General features: G+C 60.0%; 19 protein-coding genes. 7 read left to right on the top strand and 12 right to left on the bottom strand.

What is annotated here, in order from left to right; genetic code table 11:
• Positions 1 to 84: 84 nt before the first annotated feature.
• The 7 genes from zapE to sdhC all read right to left on the bottom strand — a co-directional run bounded on the left by zapE (position 85) and on the right by sdhC (position 6,208).
• Complete coding sequence (gene zapE, locus ACRQ1B_RS20980) at positions 85 to 1,245, bottom strand: cell division protein ZapE (protein ID WP_432295995.1); 1,161 nt, start codon at positions 1,243 to 1,245, stop codon at positions 85 to 87.
• Between the two features lie 30 nt (positions 1,246 to 1,275).
• Positions 1,276 to 1,800 carry a protease inhibitor Inh/omp19 family protein gene (locus ACRQ1B_RS20975; RefSeq protein ID WP_432296143.1) on the bottom strand — a complete coding sequence of 175 codons (525 nt, stop codon included), beginning with the start codon at positions 1,798 to 1,800 and terminating at the stop codon, positions 1,276 to 1,278.
• A 140-nt stretch (positions 1,801 to 1,940) separates the two neighbouring features.
• Entirely contained in the window at positions 1,941 to 2,747 is an 807-nt protein-coding gene (locus ACRQ1B_RS20970) for a nucleotidyltransferase domain-containing protein (RefSeq protein WP_432295994.1), read from the bottom strand.
• A gap of 18 nt (positions 2,748 to 2,765) precedes the next feature.
• Positions 2,766 to 3,545 carry a succinate dehydrogenase iron-sulfur subunit gene (locus tag ACRQ1B_RS20965; RefSeq protein WP_432295993.1) on the bottom strand — a complete coding sequence of 260 codons (780 nt, stop codon included), beginning with the start codon at positions 3,543 to 3,545 and terminating at the stop codon, positions 2,766 to 2,768.
• Between the two features lie 18 nt (positions 3,546 to 3,563).
• Positions 3,564 to 5,420 (bottom strand): succinate dehydrogenase flavoprotein subunit, encoded by a 1,857-nt coding sequence (sdhA, locus tag ACRQ1B_RS20960; protein WP_432295992.1) that lies wholly within the window; start codon positions 5,418 to 5,420, stop codon positions 3,564 to 3,566.
• 6 nt (positions 5,421 to 5,426) lie between these two features.
• Positions 5,427 to 5,807: a succinate dehydrogenase, hydrophobic membrane anchor protein gene (gene sdhD / locus ACRQ1B_RS20955; RefSeq protein ID WP_432295991.1), complete on the bottom strand. Its 381-nt coding sequence runs from the start codon at positions 5,805 to 5,807 to the stop codon at positions 5,427 to 5,429.
• Positions 5,808 to 5,818: 11 nt separating this feature from the next.
• Positions 5,819 to 6,208: a succinate dehydrogenase, cytochrome b556 subunit gene (sdhC, locus tag ACRQ1B_RS20950; protein WP_306834224.1), complete on the bottom strand. Its 390-nt coding sequence runs from the start codon at positions 6,206 to 6,208 to the stop codon at positions 5,819 to 5,821.
• 302 nt (positions 6,209 to 6,510) lie between these two features.
• Between sdhC and ACRQ1B_RS20945 the strand changes: the two genes are divergently transcribed.
• The gene (locus tag ACRQ1B_RS20945; protein WP_432295989.1) at positions 6,511 to 6,891 is read left to right on the top strand and encodes a hypothetical protein; all 381 of its coding nucleotides are present in this window, start codon (positions 6,511 to 6,513) and stop codon (positions 6,889 to 6,891) included.
• Positions 6,892 to 6,910: 19 nt separating this feature from the next.
• Here the strand turns inward: ACRQ1B_RS20945 and ACRQ1B_RS20940 are convergent, their stop codons facing one another.
• The 5 genes from ACRQ1B_RS20940 to tsaD are packed head-to-tail and all read right to left on the bottom strand — an operon-like array spanning position 6,911 to position 10,424.
• A complete protein-coding gene (locus tag ACRQ1B_RS20940) occupies positions 6,911 to 7,555 on the bottom strand; it encodes a class I SAM-dependent methyltransferase (RefSeq protein ID WP_432295988.1) in 645 nt (214 codons plus the stop codon).
• Between the two features lie 19 nt (positions 7,556 to 7,574).
• Positions 7,575 to 8,015, bottom strand: a complete 441-nt coding sequence (locus tag ACRQ1B_RS20935; RefSeq protein ID WP_432295987.1) for an EVE domain-containing protein — start codon at positions 8,013 to 8,015, stop codon at positions 7,575 to 7,577.
• Between the two features lie 6 nt (positions 8,016 to 8,021).
• Positions 8,022 to 8,318 (bottom strand): YciI family protein, encoded by a 297-nt coding sequence (locus ACRQ1B_RS20930; protein WP_432295986.1) that lies wholly within the window; start codon positions 8,316 to 8,318, stop codon positions 8,022 to 8,024.
• Positions 8,319 to 8,343: 25 nt separating this feature from the next.
• Positions 8,344 to 9,333 carry an NAD(P)H-dependent glycerol-3-phosphate dehydrogenase gene (locus tag ACRQ1B_RS20925; protein WP_432295985.1) on the bottom strand — a complete coding sequence of 330 codons (990 nt, stop codon included), beginning with the start codon at positions 9,331 to 9,333 and terminating at the stop codon, positions 8,344 to 8,346.
• A complete protein-coding gene (tsaD, locus tag ACRQ1B_RS20920; RefSeq protein ID WP_432295984.1) occupies positions 9,330 to 10,424 on the bottom strand; it encodes a tRNA (adenosine(37)-N6)-threonylcarbamoyltransferase complex transferase subunit TsaD in 1,095 nt (364 codons plus the stop codon). The genes ACRQ1B_RS20925 and tsaD overlap by 4 nt, the downstream gene beginning before the upstream one ends.
• 73 nt (positions 10,425 to 10,497) lie before the next feature.
• Here tsaD and hemC point away from each other — a divergent pair, with 73 nt between their 5' ends.
• From hemC to ACRQ1B_RS20890, 6 genes are all read left to right on the top strand, one after another.
• The gene (gene hemC / locus ACRQ1B_RS20915) at positions 10,498 to 11,427 is read left to right on the top strand and encodes a hydroxymethylbilane synthase (RefSeq protein ID WP_432295983.1); all 930 of its coding nucleotides are present in this window, start codon (positions 10,498 to 10,500) and stop codon (positions 11,425 to 11,427) included.
• A 3-nt stretch (positions 11,428 to 11,430) separates the two neighbouring features.
• The gene (locus ACRQ1B_RS20910; RefSeq protein WP_432295981.1) at positions 11,431 to 12,129 is read left to right on the top strand and encodes a uroporphyrinogen-III synthase; all 699 of its coding nucleotides are present in this window, start codon (positions 11,431 to 11,433) and stop codon (positions 12,127 to 12,129) included.
• Positions 12,130 to 12,240: 111 nt separating this feature from the next.
• Positions 12,241 to 13,725: a COG4223 family protein gene (locus ACRQ1B_RS20905; protein ID WP_432295980.1), complete on the top strand. Its 1,485-nt coding sequence runs from the start codon at positions 12,241 to 12,243 to the stop codon at positions 13,723 to 13,725.
• A 9-nt stretch (positions 13,726 to 13,734) separates the two neighbouring features.
• A complete protein-coding gene (locus tag ACRQ1B_RS20900; protein ID WP_432295979.1) occupies positions 13,735 to 15,438 on the top strand; it encodes a heme biosynthesis protein HemY in 1,704 nt (567 codons plus the stop codon).
• Positions 15,438 to 15,929 (top strand): tellurite resistance TerB family protein, encoded by a 492-nt coding sequence (locus tag ACRQ1B_RS20895; RefSeq protein ID WP_432295978.1) that lies wholly within the window; start codon positions 15,438 to 15,440, stop codon positions 15,927 to 15,929. Before ACRQ1B_RS20900 ends, ACRQ1B_RS20895 begins: the two co-directional genes overlap by 1 nt.
• Complete coding sequence (locus ACRQ1B_RS20890; RefSeq protein ID WP_432295977.1) at positions 15,926 to 16,696, top strand: glutamine amidotransferase; 771 nt, start codon at positions 15,926 to 15,928, stop codon at positions 16,694 to 16,696. Before ACRQ1B_RS20895 ends, ACRQ1B_RS20890 begins: the two co-directional genes overlap by 4 nt.
• Positions 16,697 to 16,698 lie beyond the last annotated feature (2 nt).

Below are 16,698 nucleotides of genomic sequence, written 5' to 3'. Positions count from 1 at the left end.
CTGCAATTAATTCGACGCTATATTTTTCAATCGTTTAGATATCAAAATTCTTACGTAAACGTAAGAATTTTTGTCATCAATGTGTTAGATATCAGCACGTTCGCTTTTGTGCAGTGCGAGATAATCGGGTGAACGCATTTCGAAAAGACGGGATACGGTACGGTCGAATTCGAACCCCTCGGTGCCGCGACGCTCGGTCAGAAGATCCTCCGCAGGCGCCGCTGCCGTTGCATAAAGACGGACGGATTTATCGTAGAGTGCATCGACCAGCGTAATGAAACGCTTCGTCTCGTTGCGTCTCTCCGGGTTGAGTTTTGGAATGTGCTCGATGAATATGGCATCGTAACGGTCGGCAATGGCCAGAAAATCGCTGGCGCCGAGCGGTCTCTCGCAGAGGTCAGCAAAATTGAAGCGCGCCGCGCGTCCGGCGGCAATCGGCACATGTATGCTGCGGCCTTTCATCGGGATCTCGTCCGGCGCGGATTTTGCGCCATCGGTGATGTGATGCCAAGCCGCTTCCATCGCGGCGTCCGCATGTGCATCCGCCGGGGTCATGTAGACCGGCAGGCTTGCGAGTTTTTCCATACGATAATCGGTCGGCGAGTCGAGCGTGATGACGTCGACATTCTCCTGAAGAAGCGCGATGAACGGCAGGAAGAGGCTGCGATTGAGCCCTTCCCTGTAAAGATTCTGCGGCTCGACATTGGAGGTAGCGATCAAGACGCAGCCAAGCGAAAACAGTTCGGTGAACAACCGGCCGAGGATCATCGCATCGGCAATGTCGGTGACGGTGAATTCGTCGAAACACAGAAGCTCGGCTTCGGCGAACAGGGCGGCGGCAACTGGCGGCACCGGGTCGGCCTGCTTGGTCTCGCCGTTTTTCAGCTTCTGGCGATGCTCATGAATCCGGCCATGAACATCCGCCATGAATTCATGAAAATGCAGGCGGCGTTTGCGCTCCACGGGAGCCTTCGCAAAGAACATGTCCATCAACATGGTCTTGCCGCGGCCGACACTGCCGTAAACATAAAGCCCGCGAATGTGCTGGGGCTTGGCACCACGTGCAAAAAGCCAGCCGAGCGCGCTTTTCTTCTTGGCGGGGCGCATGTCCCGCAGAGAGGAAAGCACGTGATCGAGCCTTGCGGCGACTTCAAGCTGCGCGGCGTCCGCCTGCAGCTTGCCTGCCGAGGTCAGCGACTTGAGTTCGTCGCCGACGCTCAGCTTATAATCCGGTATGCGTTCCAATCAGCCCTCCCCGCCGATACCCTGCGGGTTTTAGCGGCTGAGGCTGACCGGTTGGCCGGAATTGGTGGTGCCATCGTAACGGTTGTCGGCGCTCTTGTAGACGCGGCCGATGACATCGCCATTGCGGTTCTTGAACTGGACCATCTTGCCGGACACTTCCCACGAGCCCATGGCCGTGAGTTCGCCGGCGCAACCGCGCGTACCGCCACGCGAACCGCTGCCGAGATTGGTCAGCGTCAGGAACATGTCGCAGGACGCGCCGCCATTGGAAACGCGCCAGTTGCCCACCATGGATTCCTTGGTGACATCCATCGCATTGGCAGGCGTGGCGCCCGGATCGAGCGACGCCATGTTCTGATTGCCCATCGGCGCGTTCGGGAACTGCTGGCCACCGGCGCCCGGAGGCGGCAACTGGCCGGACTGCACGGACGGCACCGGCTGCGCCTGAAGCGGCGGCGGCGACTGCAGATTGTTATAGGGGTTGTTGGACGTTCTCTGGCAGCCAGCGAGAGCAACGGCAACCACAAGTCCTGTCACCACGTATTTCAACTGCATCATTCCACTCCTGCGTTCAGTGCGCGCCGCACCATGCCACTGGCCCAGGGCCACTGAATTTAAGCCCGATTATCGTAAAGCGATTTGGTTAATCAAGTCGTACCACAACAATTTGACGAGGCTTTGACCTTGCCCGACCGTCAGCCGCCCTGATCGATTTCCCTGATAAAGAAGGCATCTGCCTGCTGTTTCATCGTTTCGTTTTCAGAAATCTCGGCAGGATCGAAGGTTTTCGAAAGCCCGCCGAATGCCATCAACGCTTCCTGAAGTAGGGCGGCGATCGGTGCCGGCACAGGCCCCTCGCCCATTTCTCGCGTCACCTTTTTCAAGGCGACCAGATCGACAATGGCCTGACGTTGCTCATCCGGCACACGACAGCCATCGAGGCACTCCATGATGTTCATTGGCGGAAGGGCGTCAAAACCCCGCTCGCTCATCCACCGCAGGGAAATGGCCGGACGCACTGCATAAAGCAGCTTCTTGAGCTTTGATTGGGCGAAATTGTCCGCCGGCACATGCCGATGCAGCAGCCCGACATAATGCAGCGCCACCTTGCGCGGCACCATGATCTCGTCAAGCAGCAGCTTCAGCCGGTCGCGAAAACCCGGCTCTTCCTCATAGGCAATCGGCGACGTCACCCATTCCACCAGCGCCGCATTGCCCTTCAATGCAAGAAGCAGCGCCTTGCGCAGATCCCAGCCGCCGGCGTCGACGTCCCCGACGATCGGAAATTCGATGACATCGCGTTTGGGAAACAGGCTGAGATAATCGTTACGGGAACGCACATAGATAAAACGGCAGTCGTAATCGCTATCGGGGGACGGGAAACCCCAGGCGCGACTGCCGCTTTCAATGGCAAAGCCGATGCGGATACCGGATGCCTTGACGGATTCGAGCCGCTTGCGGATTTCGGCAACGGCAAGCGGATCGAATTCGCTCAGTGACATGTCTATCCTTCGAGCGCCTTAAACGCGGCGCTCGACCATCATCTTCTTGATTTCGGCAATTGCCTTGGCCGGGTTCAGACCCTTGGGGCAGGCCTGGGCGCAGTTCATGATCGTGTGGCAGCGATAAAGACGGAAGGGATCCTCGAGATCGTCGAGACGCTCGCCCTTGGCTTCATCGCGGCTATCGATCAGCCAACGATAGGCCTGCAGCAAAACAGCCGGACCGAGATACTTGTCGCCATTCCACCAATAGCTCGGACAGGAGGTCGAGCAACAGGCACACAGGATGCACTCATAGAGACCGTCGAGCTTGAGGCGATCCTCATGGCTCTGCTTCCACTCCTTGGCCGGCGTCGGCGATACCGTCTTCAGCCACGGCTCGATGGAGCGGTGCTGGGCGTAGAAGTTGTTGAGGTCCGGAACGAGATCCTTCACGACCGGCATATGCGGCAGCGGATAAACTTTTACCGTACCATTCACGTCGTCCATGCCCTTGGTGCAGGCCAGCGTGTTGGTGCCGTCGATGTTCATCGCGCAGGAACCGCAAATGCCCTCGCGACAGGAACGGCGCAGCGTCAGCGTCGGGTCGATCTTGTTCTTGATGTACAAGAGACCGTCCAGCACCATCGGGCCGCAATCGTCGATATCGATGTAATAGGTATCGATCCGCGGGTTCTGGCCGTCATCCGGGTTCCAGCGATAGATGCGATATTCCCGAACGTTCTGGGCACCTTCCGGCTTCGGCCAGACCTTGCCTTCGGTCATCTGGGAATTTTTGGGGAGAGCGAGTTCAACCATGGTCCAATTCCCTTCAGATCAATAGACGCGCGCCTTGGGCTCGATCTTGTAAGGATCGATGCCGTCGGCGATCAGGTCGGTGTGGACCGGGCGATAGTCGAGCTTGACGTCGCCGGCATCATTGACCCAGGCGAGCGTATGCTTGCGCCAGTTGACGTCGTCACGTCCGGCGAATGCACCCTCGGTATAGTCTTCGCGCGCGTGCGAACCGCGGCTTTCCTTGCGGGCTTCCGCGCCATACACCGTGGTGATCGCGTTGGCCATCAGGTTGTGCAGTTCCAGCGTCTCGACGAGATCGGAGTTCCAGATCATCGAACGGTCGGTGACCTTGATATCCTTCATCTCGCCCCAGATCTGGCTCATGCGGCGACAGCCGGATTCGAGCGATTCCTGGGTACGGAAGACGGCAGCATCGTCCTGCATGGTGCGCTGCATGCGATCACGCAGAACCGCCGTCGGCGTGCCGCCGGAAGCGTGACGCAGACCGTCGAAACGGTCCATGATCTTGTCGCATGCGGCCGTGTTGAGCGCCGGGATCGGCGAGGCGCGGTCGATGACCTGACCGGCGCGGATGGCGGCGGCGCGGCCGAAAACCACAAGGTCAATCAGCGAGTTGGAGCCGAGGCGGTTGGCACCGTGAACCGATGCGCAACCGGCTTCACCCACGGCCATCAGACCCGGCAGGATGCGTTCCGGATTGTTGGCATCGGCGTTCAGCACTTCGCCCCAGTAGTTGGTCGGAATGCCGCCCATGTTGTAGTGAACGGTCGGCAGGACCGGAATCGGTTCGCGCGTCACGTCGACGCCCGCAAAAATCTTGGCGCTCTCGGAAATGCCCGGCAGGCGTTCGTGCAGAACGGCTGGATCGAGATGGTCGAGATGCAGGAAGATGTGATCCTTGTTCTTGCCGACGCCGCGGCCTTCACGGATTTCCATCGTCATGCAGCGCGAAACCACGTCACGCGAGGCTAGGTCCTTGGCCGAAGGCGCATAACGCTCCATGAAGCGCTCGCCTTCAGAATTGACGAGATAACCGCCTTCGCCGCGTGCACCTTCGGTGATCAGGCAGCCCGAACCGTAAATGCCGGTCGGGTGGAACTGAACGAATTCCATGTCCTGCATCGGCAGGCCGGCGCGCGCCACCATGCCGCCACCGTCGCCGGTGCAGGTATGGGCGGACGTTGCTGAGAAATAGGCGCGGCCGTAACCACCGGTCGCCAGAACCACCATCTTGGCGGCAAAACGATGGATCGTGCCGTCATCGAGGTTCCAAGCAACGACGCCTTCGCAGCGGCTGCCATCGTCCGACATGATCAGATCGAGCGCGAAATATTCGATGAAGAATTCGGCATTGTTGCGCAGCGACTGACCATACAGCGTGTGCAGGATGGCGTGACCGGTACGGTCGGCGGCAGCGCAGGTGCGCTGTACCGGCGGGCCGGCGCCAAAATTCTGCATGTGGCCGCCGAACGGGCGCTGATAGATCTTGCCTTCCTCGTTACGCGAGAACGGCACGCCGTAATGCTCGAGTTCGTAAACGGCCTTCGGCGCTTCCATGACCATGTACTGCATGGCGTCGACATCGCCGAGCCAGTCGGAACCCTTGACGGTGTCATAGAGGTGCCACTGCCAGCTGTCCGGCGTCATGTTCTGCAGCGAGGCGGCAATGCCGCCCTGTGCCGCGACGGTGTGCGAACGCGTCGGGAAAACTTTTGTGATGCAGGCGGTTTTAAAGCCCTGTTCGGCCATGCCGAGCGTGGCACGCAGGCCGGCGCCACCGGCACCAACGACGATCACGTCATAGGAATGGTCGACATAGGTATAGGCCTTGCCGTTCTGAGAGGCCGATGGGGCGATAGGGGTAACGGATGCCATGGCGGGTTATCCTACGAACGCAATCTTCAGAACGGCGAAAAGACAGAGACCACCGATCAGCATTGCAAAAAATGTATTGAGCATCAGCACGAGGAACTTCAGTCCTTCGTGATGGACATAGTCAACGATGATTTCCTGAATGCCGATGCGCATGTGCACGAGACCGGCAATGATCATCATGCCGAACAGGACGGCAACGATCGGGTTCGACAGCGCGCCGACGACTTCCTCGTAAGGAGCGCCCGCGTAGCGGATCAGGAAGATGATGAAAAAGATGGCCAGCGGCACCATGGCCACGGCAGACATCCGCTGCACCCAGAAATGCTCGGTGCCTTCCTTGGCCGACCCGAGACCGCGAACTTTGCCCAGAGGCGTACGCATATCCATGATTTTTCCCCTCAGATCGCCAGACCGACGATCCAGATCACCACGGTGAGACAGATCGAGACGATCGGAAGCGCAATCGCCAGCTTGGTGGTGAAGTGCTTGTCGAAGCCGTGGCCCATGTCCCACATGAAGTGGCGCATGCCGCCGAGCATGTGGTGAACCAGCGCCCAGGTATAGCCGAACAGCACGAGAAGACCGATCCAGGTGCCGAGCAGCCAGCTGATCCAATCGAAATACGGCTTGCCCGAGGCTGCGGCAATTAGCCACCATGCCAAAATAATGGTTCCCACAGCCAGTGCTCCACCGGTAATACGGTGAACAATCGACATAACCATAGTGGGAATGGGCTTGTAGATTTGCAGGTGCGGCGACAGGGGCCGCTTATTCGTCACATTCGCCATCATATCCTCGCGGCGTATCACGGGGCGCGCAAACCTCCTGGCGCTTTCCCGGCAATGCACGATGCCGAAGAAATGTGCATTGCATCATGCGATGCTTTAATCGCCGATTGCCGCGACGACAAGCTTATTTCAGAGCGATTCCGAATTTAATCGATTGGGAAGCGGCACTCTCATGCCGCATTTTCTCCGCCGCAAAAGTTAACCATTTCAGTCAGTTTTCGGAGAAGATAAAAACTACTGGCGTTTTCCCGATTCTTATGTGTTAACGATTGATTAACCGTAATGCGTTCGGAGGATCCGCCATGATGGCGAAAAGCATCTGCCGCGGCATGACTGCCGCTCTTCTGTTTGTGTGCGCCGCACCTATCGCCAATGCCAATGATCGTTCTCTTGGCAGCGGCAACGGGTCTCTTGGCAATTCTATCGGGGCACGTTCCTATAGCGGCCAAGATCAAGGCAGATACTATTCCGGCGAGCGCCATTATCCTTCGCTGTTTATTGTCAGTACATTTATCGACAAGCGTGAAACCCGCGAAAAGCGCAAAAGCGCCAGATCAACCACAGCCCTCGCGCCCAAGGCGAAGATCATCGATGTGGATGCCGTAGCCTATGACGATGCGTTTGCACCACGTAACGGCTGCGCCATGGAAGCTGGTGTATGCGTCATTCGCGGCGATCGCTGATTAACAGGGTTTACGAGCTTCAGGCGAATTGCCAGACGGTGGTTCGCTTGACCTCGCTATCTTCCAGCGCGCGTGTGACCGGCACTTCATAAGTTGCCAAAGCGACTAGGCTTTCCTTCGGGCAATAGCTGCGGCCGGGATCGCCAACGATCACCGACTTACCTTGCGCGGAAAGCCGTCTGAACCACGGCACAAGCATTGCTGCGAAATCACGGTCGTAAAAGACGTCGCCCGCGAGCACGACATCGGCATCGACCGCTTGGTCGATCAGATTTTCGCGCATGAAAACCAGTTCGATACCGTTGGCTTCGGCATTGAGCGAAACGGCCGTTTCCACCCAGGGATCGATATCGGCAGCCAGAACATCCGCCGCTCCGGCCTTCATCGCCGCAATCGCCACCAGTCCCGAGCCCGTGGCGAAATCCAGCACCCGCTTGCCGGCCACCAATTCGGGATGATCGAGAACATGTCGAGCAAGCCCCTGCCCGCCTGCCCAGGCAAAAGCCCAGAAGGGCGGCGGCAGACCGATCTCCTGTAACTCATCCTCTGTCTTCAGCCAGAGATCATGCGCTTCACTGGCCAGATGCAACAATACTTCCGGCACATGCGGCGGACGCATGAGATCGGTATTTTCGAGGATGAAGGTTTTGGGATCGGTCTTCACACCGCACCAGCCCTTTGGATCAATCCGGCGACTTCGGCGGATTGTCGAGACCGCCGAGACGGGAAATCTCAAGATATTCCTCGTCCGTCACCGGCTGCACCGAAAGCCGCATCGATGTCACCAGCGACATCTTTTCGAACTTTGGATTGGCCTTGACGTCCTTGAGCGTGATCGGTTTCGGCATGTCCGTGACGGCGCGGATATCCACGCAATCCCATTTGGGATCGCCCTTGGCCGAACTATCCGGATGCGACAGCGCGCAGACCTCAACGATACCGACGATCTCCAGTCCCTCGTTGGAGTGGTAGAAGAACCCCTTGTCGCCGATCTTCATGGCCCGCATGTTGTTGCGTGCCTGATAGTTGCGCACGCCGGTCCATTCTTCGCCGGCGGCGCCCTTCGCCTTCTGCTGCTCCCAGGACCAGACGTCAGGTTCGGATTTGAAAAGCCAGTAAGCCATATGCGATCAAGCCTTCGGCGGGTTGAAAACCCAGTTGAACGGTTTCACTTCGACCTTCTCGAACAGGCCGGCCTTTGCGTAGGGATCGGCATCGGCAAGCGCTTTCGCTTCCTCGATCGTGGCTGTCTCGACGATCACCAGGCTGCCATTCGGCTTGCCATCGGCATCGAGAAACGGGCCGGCCATTTTCAGAATGCCCTTTTCGTTGAGCGCCGTCAGATGCTCGACATGCGGCGGGCGCGTCGCCATGCGCAATTCGAGAGAATTCGGCTTGTCGGTGCAGAGAAAGGAGAAGAGAGGCATGGTGTCAGAACTCCCGTGACAAAAATCATTCCGTGGTGATCGGCCGCGTCATCAATGCTTCCATGGCGTCGCGAACACCGAGCCGGCCATCGATAATGGCCGCAACCGCTTCCGCGACCGGCATTTCGACGCCGTTCTTTCGCGCCAGCCTGACAGCAACAGACGCAGTGTGTGCGCCTTCGACAAGCCCGCCCGCCGCTGAATCCGCCGGCACACCTTCACCGAGCGCGATGCCGAAACGCAGGTTGCGCGACTGGTGGCTCGTCGCCGTCAGCACGAGGTCGCCAAGGCCGGACAGGCCGCGCACCGTGTCGGCGGAGCCACCCAGCGCCACGACCAGACGCGACATTTCCGCAAGGCCGCGCGCGATCAGCGCCGCACGGGCGCTATCGCCAAGACCGGCGCCCTCAACGACGCCGCAGGCAATCGCCAGCACGTTTTTCAAGGCGCCACCCAATTGCACGCCGATGCGATCGGACGAGGCATAAAGACGGAAGGTCGGGCTGGAAATGGTTTGTGCCAGATGTTCGGCAACGCCTAAATCTTCCGCGGCAATCGACATGGCCGTCGGTAGGCCGCGCGCGATATCGGCGGCAAAACCGGGACCGGAAAGAACCGCCACCGTATTGTTCGGCAGCGAGGCCTTGAGCACATCCGTCAGCATGCGTCCGCTCGACCGTTCGATGCCCTTGGCACAGGTGACGACCACGACGTCACCGCGCAGATAAGGACCGTAATAGTGTGCGGCGGCATCATGCGCCTGCGCCGGCATGGCGAAAAGAACGAGATCGGCCTGTTCCAATGCATCCGGCTCTGCCGAAAACTGCAGACCATCCGGCAGCGGCACACCCGGCAAAGCCGCATCATGCATGCGGTCATCACGCAGGTCGGCCATCAATGCCAGATCACGTCCGACAAGCGTGACATCCGAGCGGCCATCCAGCGCCATAACGGTGGCGAGCGCGGTGCCGAAAGCACCGGCACCGATGACGGCGATCTTCTGGCGTCCGCTCATGCCTTCGCTCCCCTCTTGCCAGAACCGAGCAGGGTTTGCACAGCCGTATCGAGCGGCCAGCGCGAACGCGGCGCAACTTCGAGCGTATCGGGCGACACATCCCTGGCCATCCGCTCAAGTCCGGCCCATGCGATCATCGAGGCATTATCGGTACACAGATTCATCGGCGGCGCGATGAAATTGAACCGGTGTTCGGAGCACAACGATTGCAGCGTGCGGCGAATTTCCTGATTGGCGGCAACACCACCGGCAACGACAAGCGCAGGCTCGTCAACATCCGAATATTCGGCCTTGAAGCGCGCCAGACCACGGCCGATGCGGTCCTTCAGCGTGCGCGAAATCGCCTTCTGGAAGGAGGCGCAGATATCGGCGACATCCTGATCGGAAAGAGGCGCGATTTCGGTCGCCGCCTGACGTACGGCCGTTTTCAAACCGGAGAAGGAGAAATCGAGACGGGCTTCGCCGACCAGCGGACGCGGCAGGACAAAACGATCCGGGTTGCCGGAAAGCGCCGCCTTTTCCACCGCCGGACCGCCGGGATAAGGCAGGCCGAGCAGCTTAGCCGTCTTGTCAAAAGCTTCGCCGAGCGCGTCATCGATCGTCGTGCCCCAGCGCTCGTATTCGCCGACACCCTTGACCAGAATAAGCTGCGTATGGCCGCCGGAAACAAGCAGCATCAGGTAAGGGAAGGACAAACCGTCTGTCAGCCGCGCCGTTAGCGCATGCCCTTCGAGATGGTTGATCGCATAAAGCGGTTTGCCGGTGGCAAGCGAAATCGCTTTGCCGGTCATCAGGCCGACCAGCAGGCCGCCGATCAGCCCTGGACCCGACGTCGCGGCGATGGCGTCAATATCCGACAGCGACAGATTGGCGCGGGCAAGCGCCTCGTTGATCAGCCCGTCAACGGCTTCGACATGGGCACGCGCGGCAATTTCCGGCACGACGCCGCCATAGGCGCTATGCTCCTCAAGCTGCGAAAAAACAACGTCGGAGAGGATTTCGCCACGACCGTCGTCGTGACGTGCGACCACCGCCGCGGCGGTCTCGTCGCAGCTGGTTTCGATGCCGAGAATACGCAGAAACGGTGCCATGGGTCTGTCGGATTGATTGCGATGGGGCTAGAAGCCGGTTACGAAGCTACCGCCTAACAATGGATGACTGCGGATGCAAACAAAACCTTTCCGGATCGGCACGCGTGGCAGCCCGCTGGCCCTCGCCCAGGCCGCCGAAACTCGTTCCCGTCTGATGGAAGCCCACGGCCTGCCCGAAGAAATGTTCGAAGTCGTGGTGCTATCGACCAAGGGCGACCGCATTACCGACCGCGCCCTGAGCGAGATCGGCGGCAAAGGCCTGTTCACAGAGGAACTGGAGCAGCAGCTGTTGTCCGGCGAGCTGGATTTTGCCGTTCACTCTTCCAAGGACATGCCCACATGGCTGCCGGAAGGGCTGGAAATTTCCGCCTATCTGCCACGCGAGGATTTTCGTGATGCCGTGGTCGGCCGCACCGCGCCGAGCCTGACCGCCCTGCCCGACCGTGCTGTTGTGGGTTCCGCTTCGCTGCGCCGACAGGCACTGATCCGCCGCATGCGCCCGGATATCGAGGTCATCGTTTTTCGCGGCTCGGTGGAAACCCGGCTGCGCAAGCTCAATGAAGGGCAGGTCGATGCCACGCTTCTCGCGCTCGCCGGCCTGAAACGCCTTGGCCGCGAAGATGTGATCACCGAACTGCTCGACCCGACGGAGTTTCCGCCGGCGCCGGCGCAGGGCGCGATCTGCATTGAAAGCCGGATCGGTGACCGTCGCGTGCTTGATCTGCTCGAAGGCATCAACCACAAACCGACCTTTGACGCGGTTTCCTGTGAACGCGCCTTTCTGGAAGTTCTGGATGGCTCCTGTCGCACGCCGATCGCCGGTTACACGGTCCTGGATGGCGACCACCTGAAATTTTCCGGCCTGATTCTCACGCCGGACGGCACAAGGGAACATGCCGTCAGCATCGACGGTTTGCGTGACGACGCCGTCAAGCTCGGCAAGCAGGCGGGTGAAACTGTACGCACCGCCGCCGGTCCCGGCTTTTTCACCAGTTGGAGCTGACCGATGCGGGTGGTGGTAACACGGCCGCTCAACAGGTCTGAAGCCACCGCCACCCAGCTTCGCGGCATGGGGCACGAACCGATACTGCTGCCTCTGAGCGAAGCCCGACATCTGACAGATGCCGCAGAGCGGGCGCTTGCCCGCCCCTACCCTGCTATCGCGCTAACAAGTGCGGAAGCGCTTCGAGCATTGGCTGGTTTCGATCTCTCATCGCATCTGGAAACGCCATTCTTTGCCGTTGGCCGCAAGACAGCGGCAGCAGCGGAACATGCTGGCTTCAAAAATATCCGCATAGCCGATGGCGACGGCGCTTCGCTGGCAGAGCTGATTGTCCGGCATTCCCCGGCCCATGTTATCTACCTGACAGGACGGCCAAGATCACCAACGTTTGAAAAAGCTCTCGAGACAGCCGAAATTCCGCATTCCATCGTCGAATGTTACGAAATGATGCCGCTTCAGCCGTCATCTGCAGACATCGATACACTGCTTGCCTCACCGCCCGGCGCCATTCTTTTCCATTCGCGCGAAACAGCCTGTCTCTTTTTCGCGCTGCCGGCGATTGCCGAGAATCTCTCGGCATGGCGCTCCAGCGCAATCGCCTGCCTCGGCGCGCGTATTGCCGACGCCATACCTTCCGTGTTGCAGGACCGGGTAAAAATTGCCGAACGGCCTGACGAAGCAAGCCTGCTGGCACTTCTGTAACTATCACGTCGGATAACAAGGCACTTGCAGCAGCCTAATTGGGCTTGCGCCCCTTCCCTTCGCTGGTCGCGCTGTCTACTTTTGTATTGAATGCCAAGAAATGAGGTTGCCATGGTTTCGGACAAGCCCCCACGCCGCTCCAAATCGGACAAGTCTCCCGTCACGATCGATCTTGCGGCCGAAGACGTCAGCATGATCGCGACACCCGTGCGCAGTGACGACAGCGACGTTCCGGTGGCTGCAGCAAAGACGGACGCCAAGGCGGCTGATACCAGCAAACCCTTATCCGCCAAGGAAGACACGGTGACATCTAAGGCCGAAACGGCAAAGCCGGCAGACACCAAAATCGCCGATGTAAAACCGGCGGCGGCAGGCAGCACGGCAACCGGCAAGGTTGAACCGACCAAACCAGCTGAGCCGCTCAAGACCGGGACAAGCTCCGGACCGGGCACAAGCGCGCCGGCATCAACCCCGACACCAGCAGCGACCGCTTCGCCCGGCAGCAGCGCGTCCACATCCGGGAGCAATAGCGCAAGCGCCAATACGGTCGACGGCTCTGCCAACGCAGGCGCCCCGAAAAACTTCGGCACCAACACGACCAGCGCAAGCAGCACGGCCGGCGCGTCATCGACGACAGCAAAATCTGATCCGCAGCCGAAACCGGCGACATCAGGCGACGGTGCAACATCCGCCGCAAAAGCACCTGCCCGTCCGGCGCCGGCAACCTCATCGCTGATCGCCGCAGGCATCTTTGGCGGCATCATCGCATTGGCGCTGGCCGGTAGCATGTTTTACGCAGGCGTCATTCCCGGCGCATCCGGGGGCAACACAACGGAAACTGGCGCCCTGCAGCAGCAGATCGACAGCCTCAACCAGCAACTGGCATCCAGCACATCCGCCATCGAGGCTCTCAAGACGGCAGCGACCGCAGGCACTGGCAATGTCGGAACCGAGATCGCCGAACGTCTGGCGGCCCTGGAAGCCCGGATTGCCGAAGCCGGTTCCAACAGTGCGGCTTCAGATGCCCTGACACAGCGCCTCGCTGCGCTGGAAAGCAAGGTGGATCAGCCCGGCCGCGAGGAAGCCGTTGCCAAGGCACTTGCGGCTTCGGCGCTCAAGACGGCAATCGATCGCGGCGGCCCCTTTACCGGAGAACTTCAGACGTTCTCAGGAATTTCGGGCAATGAACCGGCTGTGCAAACGCTGGAAAAATTCGCACAAAGCGGTGTGCCGTCGGCATCAGACCTCGTCCAAAAATTTCCGCAGACGGCCACGACCATCCTGAACGCCGCTCATCAGATGGACGAGCAGGCAGGGGTCGGTAGCCGGCTACTGTCCAGCGCCATGCAGATGTTCAAGGTTCGTCCCGTGGGCGATGTCGAGGGTGATACGCCGGAAGCAGTTGTCGCCCGCATGGAAGACAAGCTGCGCAAGGGGGACCTGAAGGGGGCGTCAACAGAGTGGGAAGCCCTGCCGCAACCCGCCAAGGATGCCTCGGTCGCCTACAAGCAGACGCTCGATGCCCGTATCGAGGTCGATGGCCTTGTCGACAACACGCTCAACCGCGCCATTTCAGGCGCCAGCAATGCAGGCTGAGGTTCATCGATGATCCGTTTGTTTTTATTCGCCATCGTTGTTCTGGCCTGCGGCTGGGGTTTTTCCTGGCTGGCTGACCGACCGGGGCTGATCGCCATCACCTGGCAGGGCCAACTGATCGAAACCAGCCTGATGGTAGCCGCCACGCTGTTGGTCGCCATCGTGGCCGCCATGATGTTTGTCAGCTGGCTGGTACGCATCATCTGGAGCTCGCCGCATCTGGTGCAGCGCCATTTTCGCGCCCGCAAGCGTGACCGTGGTTATCAGGCGCTGTCGACGGGCCTCATTGCTGCCGGTGCCGGCAATGCCAATCTGGCCCGCAAGATGAGCCTGCGAAGCCGCAGCCTCATCCGCGCCGATCAGGAACCGCTGATCCTGCTGCTTGAGGCGCAGACGGCACTGATCGAAGGCAAGCATGACGAAGCCCGCACGATCTTCGAATCGATGTCGCAGGACCCGGAAACCCGCGAAATCGGCCTGCGTGGTCTCTATATCGAAGCCCGCCGTCTCGGTGCCGACGAAGCCGCCCGGCAATATGCCGAGCGCGCTGCCGAAAACGCGCCTTATCTGCCGTGGGCCGCGCAGGCGACGCTTGAATATCGCTCGCAGGCCGGTCGCTGGGAGGATGCCATCCGCCTGCTCGACCAGCAGCGCGTGGCTGGCATTATCGAGCGTGACAAGGCCGATCGTCTGAAAGCCGTGCTCCTGACCGCAAAGGCTGGCGAAAAGCTGGAAGGCGACCCCCGTGGTGCCCGCGACGATGCGACCGCCGCGCTGAAACTGGCCAAGGATCTGGTGCCGGCCGGCGTGATCGCTGCGAAAGCGTATGCGCGCGAAAACAATCTTCGCAAGACGGCATCGGTTCTCGAAAGCCTCTGGAAGATCGCGCCGCACCCGGAACTTGCCGAAGCCTATGTTCGTGCTCGCAGTGGCGATAGCACGATCGACCGCCTGAAGCGCGCCGAAAAACTGGAAGCCCTGCGCCCCAACAACGTCGAATCGCTGATTACCGTTGCCCGCGCCGCGCTGGACGCCAGGGATTTTGCCAAGGCTCGTGCCAAGGCGGAAGCTGCGGCTCGCATGGATTCGCGTGAAGGCGTCTATCTGCTGCTCGCCGATATCGAGGAGGCGGATACCTGTGATCAGGGACGTGTGCGTCACTGGCTCGGTCAGGCACTGCGTGCGCCGCGTGATCCGGCCTGGGTGGCAGACGGCATCGTTTCCGACCATTGGCTCGCGGTGTCGCCGAAAACCGGCAAACTGGACGCATTCGAATGGAAGGTGCCGTTCGGCCAGCTGGAAAGCCCGGTGGAGGAAGGCAGTCTGGCCGAAAACGCGATCGCCAGCCTGCCGGCTGTTCACACCGCGTCGGAACAAACCAACGTGAAAGTCACGGAGACGAAACCGGAGGAGAAAACCTCCATTGTGACAGAGCAAAAACCTTCTGCGGCACCTGCACCCACACCGGCCGAAACGCAAAAATTTTCGCCCCTGACCTTTGCCAAAGTGGAGGAAAAGCCGATTGCCAAACCGGCCCCGGCACCGGCACCGGCCCCAGCGCGGACACAGACACCTGCACCGGTACCGGCAAAAACCGAACCCGTGGCAAGAGAATCAGAACCCGATCCCTTCAACGGCCGACCGCCAGATGACCCGGGCGTAAAGGATCAGGCTGCCAGCAACGAAGCGCCGACACGGCTGAGGCTTTATTGATGCTGGAGAGGATTCAGGCTTTCCTCCAGACGCTCACGGCCGACCGACCGGAAAACGAGTTCTCAGGTGATGACCCGCGCGTCGCATTCGCGGCCCTCTGTTTTCAAGTCATGGAAGCGGACGGCAAGGTTTCGAAGTCCGAGATGCAACGCCTGAAGGACCTGCTCGGCGAGCGTTACGGCCTGACAAGCGGTCAGTTGCAGGTATTGATCGAGGCAGGTCAGGAAGCCGGTCTAGAGGCGGTGGATTATTACCGCTTCACCTCGGATCTGAAACGCCATCTGTCGCCGGAGGAATGTACCGAACTGCTCGGCATTCTCTGGGATCTCGTTTATGCCGATGGTGACCGCAGCGAAATGGAAGACCACGTCATCTGGCGGGTTGCCGATCTGCTCGGTGTATCGTCGCGTGATCGGGTCTTGCAACGCCAGCAGGCCGCCTCGCGTGCGAAAGCGCAAAACCTTGCCGAGGAGATTGAGGAACAGGAATGATCGTCTCGCCTGACCGTCGTACAGATAAGGCACCGGTTCTCGTCGTCCTGCATCAGGAACGGTCCTCCCCCGGTCGCGTAGGGCAGATGCTGGTTGAAAAAGGTTATCCTCTCGATGTAAGGCGTCCGGCCCTTGGCGACAGCCTGCCTTCGACACTTGCCGGCCATTCAGGCGCCGTCATTTTTGGTGGACCGATGAGCGCCAATGACGAGCATGATTTCGTCAGGGACGAGATCGACTGGATCAAGGTGCCGCTGAAGGAAAACAAGCCCTATCTCGGCATCTGCCTGGGCGCACAGATGCTGGTACGCCATCTCGGCGGCAAGGTGCATGCGGATAAACAGGGCCTGACCGAAATCGGCTGGTACCCGCTGCGCCCGACCGAGCATGGCCGCCTGCTCATGCACTGGCCAAAGATGGTCTACCATTTTCATCGCGAAGGGTTTGACGTGCCGCGTGGCGCGCAACTGCTGGCCGAAGGCGACGCCTACCCGCATCAGGCCATCCGGTACGGCGACAATGCCTGGGGTGTGCAGTTCCACGCCGAACTGACCCGCGCAATGATGCAGCGCTGGGTCGTGCATGGTGCCGAGCGATTTACGATGCCGAATGCGCAGGTCGGCAGTAGGCATCTGGAAGGCCGCATGCTGTTCGACCAGCCGCTCAGGGAATGGTTGTGGAATTATCTGGATCTGGTTTTCGAGCCGAAAAAGCAAGAAGCCGAACTGCCCAAATACAGCCCGGCGCCGAAATCGGCGAACGCCTGAGC

Origin of the sequence: Endobacterium panacihumi (assembly GCF_050847465.1) — a bacterium.
Taxonomy (GTDB): Bacteria; Pseudomonadota; Alphaproteobacteria; order Rhizobiales; family Rhizobiaceae; genus Neorhizobium; species Neorhizobium panacihumi.
The sequence above is the reverse complement of the archived record's forward strand: the minus strand, read 5'-3'. Positions and strand labels throughout refer to the sequence as shown.

What these genes read in the sequence shown, in the direction of transcription:
- sdhD (WP_432295991.1), bottom strand. Translation starts at nt 5,807, where the DNA reads ATGGATATGCGTACGCCTCTGGGCAAAGTTCGCGGTCTCGGGTCGGCC.
- ACRQ1B_RS20930 (WP_432295986.1), bottom strand. Translation starts at nt 8,318, where the DNA reads ATGCCTCTCTTCTCCTTTCTCTGCACCGACAAGCCGAATTCTCTCGAA.
- ACRQ1B_RS20975 (WP_432296143.1), bottom strand. Translation starts at nt 1,800, where the DNA reads ATGCAGTTGAAATACGTGGTGACAGGACTTGTGGTTGCCGTTGCTCTC.
- ACRQ1B_RS20900 (WP_432295979.1), top strand. Translation starts at nt 13,735, where the DNA reads ATGATCCGTTTGTTTTTATTCGCCATCGTTGTTCTGGCCTGCGGCTGG.
- ACRQ1B_RS20925 (WP_432295985.1), bottom strand. Translation starts at nt 9,333, where the DNA reads ATGAGCGGACGCCAGAAGATCGCCGTCATCGGTGCCGGTGCTTTCGGC.
- hemC (WP_432295983.1), top strand. Translation starts at nt 10,498, where the DNA reads ATGCAAACAAAACCTTTCCGGATCGGCACGCGTGGCAGCCCGCTGGCC.
- ACRQ1B_RS20965 (WP_432295993.1), bottom strand. Translation starts at nt 3,545, where the DNA reads ATGGTTGAACTCGCTCTCCCCAAAAATTCCCAGATGACCGAAGGCAAG.
- sdhC (WP_306834224.1), bottom strand. Translation starts at nt 6,208, where the DNA reads ATGGCGAATGTGACGAATAAGCGGCCCCTGTCGCCGCACCTGCAAATC.
- ACRQ1B_RS20945 (WP_432295989.1), top strand. Translation starts at nt 6,511, where the DNA reads ATGATGGCGAAAAGCATCTGCCGCGGCATGACTGCCGCTCTTCTGTTT.
- sdhA (WP_432295992.1), bottom strand. Translation starts at nt 5,420, where the DNA reads ATGGCATCCGTTACCCCTATCGCCCCATCGGCCTCTCAGAACGGCAAG.
- ACRQ1B_RS20935 (WP_432295987.1), bottom strand. Translation starts at nt 8,015, where the DNA reads ATGGCTTACTGGCTTTTCAAATCCGAACCTGACGTCTGGTCCTGGGAG.
- ACRQ1B_RS20895 (WP_432295978.1), top strand. Translation starts at nt 15,438, where the DNA reads ATGCTGGAGAGGATTCAGGCTTTCCTCCAGACGCTCACGGCCGACCGA.
- ACRQ1B_RS20905 (WP_432295980.1), top strand. Translation starts at nt 12,241, where the DNA reads ATGGTTTCGGACAAGCCCCCACGCCGCTCCAAATCGGACAAGTCTCCC.
- ACRQ1B_RS20910 (WP_432295981.1), top strand. Translation starts at nt 11,431, where the DNA reads ATGCGGGTGGTGGTAACACGGCCGCTCAACAGGTCTGAAGCCACCGCC.
- tsaD (WP_432295984.1), bottom strand. Translation starts at nt 10,424, where the DNA reads ATGGCACCGTTTCTGCGTATTCTCGGCATCGAAACCAGCTGCGACGAG.
- ACRQ1B_RS20890 (WP_432295977.1), top strand. Translation starts at nt 15,926, where the DNA reads ATGATCGTCTCGCCTGACCGTCGTACAGATAAGGCACCGGTTCTCGTC.
- ACRQ1B_RS20970 (WP_432295994.1), bottom strand. Translation starts at nt 2,747, where the DNA reads ATGTCACTGAGCGAATTCGATCCGCTTGCCGTTGCCGAAATCCGCAAG.